9 protein-coding genes, 1 pseudogene and 1 riboswitch are annotated in these 10,144 nt (G+C 50.2%); of the genes and pseudogenes, 1 reads left to right on the plus strand and 9 read right to left on the minus strand.

Features of this window, described 5'->3' with window-relative positions; all coding sequences use genetic code 11:
- Positions 1 to 18: 18 nt before the first annotated feature.
- Positions 19 to 363 (minus strand): annotated as a pseudogene (locus L5656_RS08735) (ClpP family protease); the annotation flags it as partial.
- Between the two features lie 207 nt (positions 364 to 570).
- Between L5656_RS08735 and L5656_RS08740 the strand changes: the two are divergent.
- Positions 571 to 1,515 (plus strand): SPL family radical SAM protein, encoded by a 945-nt coding sequence (locus tag L5656_RS08740; protein WP_297201928.1) that lies wholly within the window; start codon positions 571 to 573, stop codon positions 1,513 to 1,515.
- Between the two features lie 23 nt (positions 1,516 to 1,538).
- Here L5656_RS08740 and L5656_RS08745 read toward each other — a convergent pair whose 3' ends face one another.
- The 8 genes from L5656_RS08745 to dapB form a co-directional block, all read right to left on the minus strand.
- The gene (locus L5656_RS08745) at positions 1,539 to 2,150 is read right to left on the minus strand and encodes a lytic transglycosylase domain-containing protein (protein ID WP_297201931.1); all 612 of its coding nucleotides are present in this window, start codon (positions 2,148 to 2,150) and stop codon (positions 1,539 to 1,541) included.
- A gap of 36 nt (positions 2,151 to 2,186) precedes the next feature.
- Positions 2,187 to 3,851 carry a ribonuclease J gene (locus tag L5656_RS08750; RefSeq protein ID WP_297201934.1) on the minus strand — a complete coding sequence of 555 codons (1,665 nt, stop codon included), beginning with the start codon at positions 3,849 to 3,851 and terminating at the stop codon, positions 2,187 to 2,189.
- A 241-nt stretch (positions 3,852 to 4,092) separates the two neighbouring features.
- A complete protein-coding gene (gene dapA, locus L5656_RS08755) occupies positions 4,093 to 4,977 on the minus strand; it encodes a 4-hydroxy-tetrahydrodipicolinate synthase (RefSeq protein ID WP_297201936.1) in 885 nt (294 codons plus the stop codon).
- A gap of 36 nt (positions 4,978 to 5,013) precedes the next feature.
- Positions 5,014 to 6,219, minus strand: a complete 1,206-nt coding sequence (dapG, locus tag L5656_RS08760; RefSeq protein ID WP_297201938.1) for an aspartate kinase — start codon at positions 6,217 to 6,219, stop codon at positions 5,014 to 5,016.
- 61 nt (positions 6,220 to 6,280) lie between these two features.
- Entirely contained in the window at positions 6,281 to 7,291 is a 1,011-nt protein-coding gene (locus L5656_RS08765; RefSeq protein ID WP_297201941.1) for an aspartate-semialdehyde dehydrogenase, read from the minus strand.
- Between the two features lie 18 nt (positions 7,292 to 7,309).
- The gene (locus L5656_RS08770; protein ID WP_297201944.1) at positions 7,310 to 7,924 is read right to left on the minus strand and encodes a dipicolinate synthase subunit B; all 615 of its coding nucleotides are present in this window, start codon (positions 7,922 to 7,924) and stop codon (positions 7,310 to 7,312) included.
- 22 nt (positions 7,925 to 7,946) lie between these two features.
- Positions 7,947 to 8,840, minus strand: coding sequence for a dipicolinate synthase subunit DpsA (dpsA, locus tag L5656_RS08775; RefSeq protein WP_297201947.1), 894 nt, complete (start codon positions 8,838 to 8,840; stop codon positions 7,947 to 7,949).
- A gap of 77 nt (positions 8,841 to 8,917) precedes the next feature.
- Positions 8,918 to 9,754 (minus strand): 4-hydroxy-tetrahydrodipicolinate reductase, encoded by an 837-nt coding sequence (gene dapB / locus L5656_RS08780; RefSeq protein ID WP_366018180.1) that lies wholly within the window; start codon positions 9,752 to 9,754, stop codon positions 8,918 to 8,920.
- Positions 9,755 to 9,879: 125 nt separating this feature from the next.
- A riboswitch (Lysine riboswitch) is annotated at positions 9,880 to 10,057 on the minus strand.
- Positions 10,058 to 10,144 lie beyond the last annotated feature (87 nt).

The following is a 10,144-nucleotide window of genomic DNA, read 5'->3' on the forward strand; positions in this document are numbered from 1 at the left end:
TGTTAGTCGCTACTTGGGTGCAATCGGCACCCCTATGGAATGCCCACCACCTAAAACTAAAGAAACTACGGGCTTGGACATGCTCACCAGCATCTCAGCGATAGCCAAACCCGCCTCTACATCTCCGCCAACCGTATTTAGTACCACCAGCAACCCTTTTATATCTTCATCTTGTTCTACTGCCACAAGTTGTGGAATAATGTGTTCGTACTTAGTAGTCTTGTTCTGTGGTGGCAAGACTAAATGTCCCTCAATCTGGCCTACAATAGGAAGGCAATGTATCTCGCTTTTAGTCCGCGGTACGCTCATCTGTCCTAACTCTTTAATATTCTCTAGCCGCTGACCATCCGGCTCAGCCGGCATCCGTTGTTTATCTGGAGAAGGTTCAACAGAATTCGCACCACTTCCTCTATCGTTGGGCTTAGAATATCTATTTTTCATCCAATCATGGCCCTCCCGTCTATCGATTTTTTATCGCTTTTATTAGTATAGGATAAAAGGGTAATAGAAAATGTAACAGGGATTTAAAAACAGGAGGACCCTTTAAGTCAAGGATAGGAGGGCTCGTGAGTGGCATTCCGCTTAATTAAGGAACATCGCAAAACACCCGCACTTAAAGCACCATCCTTCGGATGCCTCAAGGGTATCCCGGCTATAAATGTAACCCGGGGATGCCCACATTACTGCGTGTATTGCTACGCCCGCGGGTTCCCTAATGTACCACCTCCCGGAGAAATACATCTTTATATAAACCTTCCCGAACTGCTGGAAAGGGAACTTGAGAAGAAGAAAAGACCGCCGCGGTGGGTTTCCTTTAGCACAGCTTCTGATCCTTTCCCGCCAATTGATGAAGTACTGGAAATAAGCTACCGAATAATGGAGCTCCTCCTTAGCCGCGGCATCGGTATTTCCTTTCTCACCAAGGGAACCATACCCCCTGACTTTGTGGAGCTTTTTGCTAGGCACCGAGAGTTGGTTAAGGCGCGGGTGGGCCTGGTTTCCCTCAATGACGACTATCAAAAGCTTTTTGAGCCTTTCGCAGCGCCTCCTCTCTTAAGGCTAGCTAATATCCGTAAATTGGCCGCCGCGGGTATCGAAGTCAGCGTCAGGATGGACCCCCTTATCCCCGGAGTAGCTGTTTCGGAAGGAGCGGTGGAAAGCCTGGTTAAACGGCTTAAGGTTTCGCAAGTTACCAGCTTGTCTGTGAGTGCGCTGGTATTAAGGCCCTCTGTAGCCTTTCAGATGGCTAATGAACTACCGCCGTCCCTCTCCCGTACTATACTGACCTATTACCGGGGCCAACCTTGGCAAAAAGTTATTACCTCGGCCAAAACCAAGCTACTTCCAGCCTCCATACGCTTACGCCAATATCAAATGATAAAAGAAATCTCTGCACGCTACGGGCTGTCCTGTCGGGTTTGTGGGTGCAAGAACCCAGACCTGCCCAGGGAATTTTGTGATACGAAAGTAGAAGGGCTGACCGAGGACAAATTTGAACAGCTTTCCCTCTTTTAATACACGTTTTCTGGGAACCCCAATCAACCCCACGCTTCAAACTTCCGGGCTGCCTCTTTAACTCTTTCGATGTATTCTCGTGTTTCCTTATAAGGCGGTATACCTCCGTAGCGCTGGACTACGCCGGGACCTGCATTATAAGCGGCCAGGGCCAGTTCTACATTACCCCGGAAAAGGTCTAACATCTGCCTTAGATAACGTGCTCCAGCCTCCAAGTTTTCCGAAGGATCGAAGGGGTCTTTAACTCCCAGAGCACGGGCAGTTTCGGGCATAAGTTGCATCAACCCTAGAGCCCCGCTGGGTGACACTGCACGGGAGTTGAAGTTGGACTCAACCTTAACTAGTCCTTGTAACAGATTTAGGGGCAACCGGTATTTTCTGGCCACCTCCTCAAGGAGGTGATGGTACCCTCCGGTCACCCCGGCTACCATCGAAGGTGTAGCTTCCCTTTTAAGTTGAGAAGGTGCCCGAGGGGGACTATCTTTATGTTCCGTACCGTATGGAGATAACAGCCTAACCAACATTCGTAAGAGAAGCAAGTTAAATAGCAAGCTGCCATACCTTTTGCTTTCCTGTTCCTTAAGTGAAAGATCTATCCATACGGAAGAACCGGTAAAAACGCCTCCTATTTCCATCAGTTTCTTCCCCCAGGAACTTTAAATCCTTACCCCTTACACTTCCATTATTATCGGTAATATCATCGGCCGCCTGCGCGTTTTTTCATAAAGGAATTTGCTTAAAGTCTCCCGCACATTAGCTTTTATTGTCGACCAATCGGTAATCTTTCTCTCCTCGCATCTATCGAGGGCCTGGCGGACTTTAGCTTTAGCTTCCTCTATAAGCTCCTCTGCCTCCCGAACGTAAACAAACCCTCGGGATACAATGTCAGGCCCGGCCATAATAGCACCCGTATCTTTATTTAAGGTGAGAACAACGATCAGAATACCGTCCTGGGCCAGTTGTTTCCGATCCCTTAAGACAATATTACCTACATCCCCCACACCCAAACCGTCTACTAGCACCCGGCCTGCCGGTACGCGGCCAGCTATATATCCCTTCTCCCGGGTAAATTCAAGCACCTGACCGTTTTCGACGACAAAAATATTTTCTGGAGGAATACCGAGTTCTTGGGCCAAGTTAGCGTGTTTTATCAGCATCCTGTATTCACCATGAATGGGCACAAAAAATTTAGGTTTCACCAAGCTTATCATAAGCTTTAACTCTTCCTGACTAGCGTGCCCAGAAACGTGTACCCCATCTACCGCCTCATGATAAACATCGGCTCCTTGTCTAAAAAGTTGATCCACGATCCTGGCCACCAGTTTTTCGTTTCCAGGAATGGGGAGGGCGGAGATGATCACCGTATCCCCGGGCATGATCTCTACCTGACGATGTTCGGCCATAGCCATACGCGTCAGTGCTGACATGGGTTCGCCCTGGCTTCCGGTAGAAATAATAACGGTTTTGTTCTTCGGTAAGTGAACTATCTCATCCAGCTCTACCAAGGTACCGGGAGGTATGGTAAGATATCCCAATTCACAGGCAATATTTACTACGTTGAGCATGCTTCTTCCAGCAATAGCCACCTTGCGATTATACTTGTGGGCAATGGATATTACCTGCTGAATGCGGTGAATGTTAGACGCAAAACTAGCTACGATAATCCGTTCCTTCGCCTTCCTGAATACTTCATCAAAAGTCTGCCCGACTGCACGTTCAGACATGGTAAAACCCGGCCGTTCAACGTTTGTGCTGTCCGACAGAAGTACCAATACGCCTTCCTCGCCAAGCTGGGCAAACTTATAAAAATCAAACACCTCACCGTCTATGGGGGTGTGATCGATTTTGAAATCACCCGTATGAACAATAGTTCCTACTGGCGTGTGAATGGCAAGACCAACAGAATCTGCTATTGAGTGGCTGACCCGGATAAATTCTACTCTGAAAGGACCCAGCTTTAAAACATCTCTGGGTTTAACCTGTTGTAACCTGAATCCAGTTACTCCGTACTCTTTAAGTTTAGCTTGCAGTAAGGCTAAAGTAAGTTTTGTTCCGTAAACAGGGACATTGAGATCCTTTAATACGTACGGCAAAGCTCCGATGTGGTCCTCATGCCCGTGGGTGACAATGATCCCCCTCACCATATGCCGATTCTCTAAGAGGTAACTGACATCCGGAATCACAACATCCACGCCGAACATTTCGTCTTCTGGAAAAATTAGGCCACAATCAATAACCAAAATGTTACCGCCATACCGCACAAGCATCATATTGCGCCCTATTTCTCCTAGGCCGCCTAACGGAATAAGGGATATTTTTTGCCCATTTTCTACCATTAACCCACCTCCATTCGACCAGTTAAAAACCCGGCCCTCGCGCTTCCTGAAACCGTTCCTGTTCAATAGCACCCCTTTATTCCCAAAAAACGCCGAAAGCTTCCCAATATCAATAAAAAACCGGGCTTCCGCCGCCGGCCCGGTCTTGTGTTCACCGTTTACAACCAGCTAGTAGTATTATACCTTATTTAAAGTCAATCAGCAATGTACACCCCCGAAAGCAAAAGCTCCAAGGCCCCTGTTATAATATACCCTGCGCTTTTAAGGCAGCCGCAATTTTCTCTTTTTCCGCTTCTGTAGCATCTACCAGGGGAAGCCGCACTGGTCCAGCAGGCAGGTTCATCATATTAAGGGCGGCCTTGACTGGTACCGGATTGGTCGTTATAAACAGAGCCTTAAAGACAGGGAATAGTTCCTGATGGATGGCTGCAGCACGCAACGTATCCCCCTGGATATACGCTTGAACCATGGCCTGCATCTTCTCCCCTACCACGTGAGCGGCGACACTGACCACGCCATAACCCCCTACCGCCAGTATAGGAAGGGTGGCCGAATCGTCCCCACTATATACCAGGAAGCCTTCTGGAGCCCCCCGTAGGATAGCGGTAACCTGATCCAGATCTCCGCTTGATTCTTTAACAGCTACAATATTATCGATCTGGGCAAGCTTAAGGGTGGTATCTACCTCCATATTACGGCCGGTCCGGGAAGGTATATTGTAAAGCATTATGGGGAGGGAAGTGGCTTCGGCTATGGCTTTAAAGTGCCGGTACAGACCTTCCTGGGAGGGACGGTTATAGTAGGGTACTACCAAAAGAAGACCATCCATCCCCAACTTCTCCGCTTCTTTAGAAAGTTCAATGCTGGCTGCAGTAGAATTACCGCCCGTACCTGCAATCACTTGAGCCCGGTCTCCTACCGCTTCCTTTACGGCAGCAAAAAGTGCGAGTTTCTCATCATGGGTTAAAGTTGGCGATTCTCCGGTAGTTCCCGCAACAACCAAACCGTCGCTCCCATGTTCGACTAAGTACCTGGCTAACCTCTTAGCTCCCTCCAGATCCAGTTCCCCCGAAGCAGTAAAAGGTGTGACCATGGCTGTTAGAATACGTCCCCACTTTACTTTCAATTCTATCACCTCCGGTAAATTTTAACCCTTAAATAATCAGGCGCTTAATTTAAACTGCCTATGCAGGGCCCGTACGGCCTTTTCCATATTTTCCTCTTCTACCAAGCACCATATGGAGGTGTACGAGTCCGCCGACTGTAATATAGTAATATTCTCTTGGGTCAGGGCATTAACAATGCTGGCCATTACTCCGGGAACTCCCCGCATACCCGCGCCTACAGCTGCCACTTTAGCGCACCCTGGCCGCGCGTATACCTTATACCCTCTATTTTCCAGCAAAAAGATGGCCCGTTCGGCCACACTGTTACTTACTGTAAAGATAGCCTCTTTAGGGAAAAGGTTGATAAAGTCTACACTTATGTTGGCTTCAGCTAAAGCAGAGAAAACTTCCCGAGCTGCACTTTCGGTATCAAGTTGAACGCGTAACTGTGTGAGCCCAGCTACGTTGGTTATACCTGTAACAATACGGTCGCAGCTTATAGCTACACTGCTTGCTTCCGGCCGCCACGGTAGTACCAAGGTCCCGGGGCTATCGCTAAAAGTTGAACGGATCCTCAAGGGGATATTCTTTTCCCGAGCGATCTCCACTGCCCGGGGATGGATTACTTTGGCTCCTTCGTAAGCGAGCTGGCACAACTCGTTATAGGTAACCGTTTCTATAGTGCGGGCGTCAGATACTATACGGGGGTCGGCTGTCTTTAGCCCATCCACATCCGTAAAAATCTCTATGGCTTCCGCACCTAGAGCCACCCCCAGGGCAGCAGCTGTAGTGTCGCTCCCTCCTCGCCCCAAAGTTGTTATCTCGCCGTTTTCTGTTGTCCCCTGGAACCCGGCTACTACAACCACCCGGCCGTTATCTAACTCCTGCAGTACCCGCTGGGGCTCCACCCGCAAAATCCTTGCATCCCCAAAGTTACTATCGGTTATGATACCCGCTTGAGCACCTGTCAGGCAAATAACCGGCACACCAACTTCTCTTAGGGCACCAGCCAATACCACTGAGGCTATAATTTCCCCGCAGGAAAGGAGAAGGTCTCTGTCACGAGGGCTCACGTCTTGCCCCGCCACCAAGTCCAGCAAGGTGTCCGTGGCATAAGGGGCTCCCCGCCTACCCATGGCTGAAACAACTACTACTACTTGGTAGCCTTTTTCCCGGGCCCTGAGGATATGCCTTACTACCAGGCGTCGGTCTTCGGCCCGGGCTACCGAAGACCCGCCGAATTTCTGGACCAGTACCTTCAAAAGAGGTTCCCCCCTTCCCTACCCCCATATTACGTTTCCCGGGTAGGCGGCAAGGCTTTCTTTAAAGCAGCCCTTCTTTGAGCAATAGCTCTGCAATCTGTACCGCGTTGGTGGCTGCCCCTTTGCGTAGATTATCAGCAACAATCCATAAGTTTAATCCGTGCTCTAGGGAAAGGTCTTCCCGGATGCGTCCTACAAAGACCTCATCCCGTCCGGAAGCCATAACGGGTAAAGGATACATTTTTTCTTTAGGTTCGTCTACCACTATTACCCCCGGAGCGCGGCCCAAGATGTCCCGTGCTTCTTCAGCTGTCAATTTCCTTTCTGTTTCGATGTTCACCGCTTCCGAATGTCCGTTGAAGACCGGAACTCGGACTGTAGTAGCCGTGACCCGGATACTATCATCTCCCATTATTTTCTTGGTCTCCTCGACCATTTTCATTTCTTCTTTCGTATACCCGTTATCTAGAAAAATATCTATATGTGGCAAGCAGTTAAAGGCGATCTGATGTGGGAAGACTTTCCCTTCTCCTGCATTCTCCCCGGCCAATATCCGTGCTGATTGTTCCCGTAACTCTTCGATAGCTTCTTGTCCGGCCCCCGATACAGCCTGGTAGGTTGACACCACGACCCTCTTTATCCGGGCCGCGTCGTGTAGGGGCTTTAAAACGACCACCATTTGGATCGTCGAACAATTGGGATTGGCTATGATACCCTTGTGCCACCGTACATCCTGCGGATTTACTTCCGGTACTACCAAGGGCACCTCGGGATCCATGCGGAAGGTGCTGCTATTATCGATAACCACTGCACCCCGGGCCACCGCCTCCCGGGCGAAAAGTTTGCTCGCGTCACCTCCGGCAAAAAGGGCTAAATCGACTCCGGTAAAGGACTCTGGAGTGGTCTCCTCGATGATATAATCCTCTCCCTTGAATTTCACCGTCTTTCCTGCTGAACGGCTGGTAGCCAGTACCTTAAGCTTACCCACGGGAAAATTCCTCTCTGCCAGTACCTGTAGCATGGTCTGGCCCACCGCACCCGTTCCTACTACGGCTACATTTAATCGGCGCATGTCTTTTACCTATCCCTCCTAATCAGCATCTTCTTTATCTCCACCCCCTCCCGGGCCCAGGAGGAGCGGCTGCAGTTGCCTCCCAGCCAGGGCAGCCAAGGTGGTTTCTAAAATCAGGTTCATATCAGCTATCAAGGAATTAGCTTTATTGTGGGGATCATCCTGCCTGAAGGGGACTAAATATATATTTTTGGTATTCAAAAGCAATCCCAGGTTTCTAGCATTCGCCCCCAAACCGTCATTGGTAGAGATGGCAATTACAACCGGTCTCTGGTTCCGTAAGACAGCTTTGGCAGCCATAAGAACCGGCGTATCGGTTATCCCGTTAGCCAGCTTAGCTAAGGTATTTCCGGTGCAAGGTGCAATAATCAGGGCGTCTAAAAGCTTTTGAGGTCCAATGGGTTCAGCCTCGACAATGGTAGCTATAGCCCGGTGGCCGGTCAAAGCTTCTAGCTCCCCTTTCCAGGACGCCCCCAGGCCGAAACGCGTATCTGTATCCCTAACCGCCTGTGAAAGGATAGGGTAAACCTCTGCCCCCTCGCTTATAAGCTTCTTAATCTCGGGCAAAACCTTGGATATCGTGCAATGGGAGCCTGTTACAGCAAACCCTATCTTCCTGCCCTTAAGCCTCATTTCTAGCACCTCCGGATAGGGCTTACGATCGTCCCAGGCTCTCCAATATCAAGCGGGGATACAAGCAAGCAAGGATTTCTCCGGCCGTTTTAGGAGCCACCTTACCCGGCAATCCGGAAGCCAGTATAGCTTTTCTACCTAACATTTGCGCCGCAGCAAAGTCGGTACCGCCAGGGGCCGCAGCAAGGTCTATTATTAGGCATTCCGGCAATGTATGGCTTAACGCTGCAGGTGTAAGCACTAAAGCGGGCACTGTGTTGAAAACTACCTGAGCCTCGCCTATATAGTGAGGCAGCTCTTCGAACGAAATAGCTCGCCAGCCCAAAGCCACGGCTCTAGCCCGGTCCGCCGCTCCCCGGTCTACCACCGTAACTTTGGCACCTATTCCGGCTAGCATGTGAGCCAAGGTCAAACCGGTACGGCCCAGACCGAGGACAAAAGCCTGGCTACCGTGTAATGTAATAGGCATCTCCTGTATGGCTAGCATAATAGCACCTTCAGCAGTAGGGACGGAATTAAGGATGGCCATTTCGTCCATTTCCGCTGTTTCTATCAGCCGCCACCCATATCTTGCAGCCACTTCCTTAAGGACCGGCCTCGCCACTCCCACCAAAACCGGGGTGCTTGCTGCCACCTCCCTCACCCATCCCTCGCCCAAATTGTAAGTCTGACCTGTTAAAACAGCCCGGATATTACCTTGGGCATCAGCCCCTGGTACGGGAAGGATAAGGACTTGTGCACCCCTGACGGCCTCCACGGGGTCTCCGGTCAAAATGCAGCCTTGTATCTCCGGGAGTGACGGGAACCCTACTGCTTTTACCTCTGCCCCCAGGCGGACTAGCTCTTTTATGAGCACTAGCTCGCGCGCATCGCCACCGATAAGCGCTACGTTGATCCCCGCCAGCTCATGAGCCACCCTGGAACGACCTCCCGCCTAATTTCGTTTCTGCTACTGTAATATATGTGCAGGCGGGATCGGAGGTGCTTGAAGCTTTATAAGTCTAGAAGCCTGTCCAGACCATATACCACCCCCTTTAAATCCAATACTTTTTCAATAGCCAACAGGAGTCCTGGAAGGAAGGCTTCCCGGCTGGTAGTATCATGTCGGATGGTTAGTAGCTGGCCCTGCCCGCCGAAAATTATTTCCTGGTGGGCCACAGCTCCCGGCAATCTCACACTATGTATATGGAATCCCTGGTATTTACCGCCCCTTACTCCCTCTATTTTCTCTCCCTTTTCCCTAAGCCATTGGCCGGTCTTCATATCCTGGGCAAAAGCAGAGTCGTTTCCAGTTATCACCTCGGCCATAAGCTCGGCTGTCTTTAATGCCGTCCCCGAAGGCGCATCTAGCTTCTGGTCATGGTGTATCTCTATTATCTCGACCCGGGGGAAAAAACGTGCCGCCTGACGTGCAAAATGCATCATGAGTACAGCACCAAGGGAAAAATTCGGAGCTATTATCGCACCGATACCCCTTTCTTCACACAGGATGTGGAGCTCCTCTAAATCCTCTCCCGTTAGGCCAGTAGTACCGATTACCGGGCGCACACCCCGTAGAACTGCCTGCTTGGCGTTTTCTAAAGCCGCTTGTGCCACTGTAAAATCAACGAGAACTTGAGGCGTACTCTCTTCCAAAACCTTTGGTAGGTCATTGCTTATAACAACTCCCGCAGGGGAAACACCGTTAAGAACTCCTATGTCCCTACCTACCTGAACCAGATCTACAGCTCCTACTACCTCTACCTTAGGAGAATTTAACAGGCCCTTGGTCATTTCACGCCCCATTTTTCCCGCTGCACCAGTAATTACAACTCTTATCTTTTCCACCAAATTTGTTTTCCTCCTTTTTCTTCCATATAAAACTCCTTTTTCCTCCATATAAAAAACAGGGGAAACCATGAGCATTCTTGCTCCGGCTTCCCCGGACGGACAAAGAATACTCATCTCGAAGCTTCCGTGCGAGGAGCGCTCCACTATCCTCTCGGATAGTGACAGTCCGGTACTTGTTTAGCACCGGCCCAGCAGGCAGGCCCGGGCAACCTGCCCACTTCGGCGGCTAGCCCTTTCCCGCACCCTCATCGCCCCCCAAACTCCAGTACGGTACTCTTGCTACGCCGCGCCTCTACCCCGCTCCGCACGAGATGAGGTGCTTTTCACTTTTCAATCCCTACTTTATGCTAACATACAGAAATCCCCCTGTCAACGACAAAGCCGGTTTAA

The sequence above is a fragment of the Thermanaeromonas sp. genome, assembly GCF_021890735.1.
Taxonomy (GTDB): Bacteria; Bacillota; DSM-521; order Neomoorellales; family Neomoorellaceae; genus Thermanaeromonas.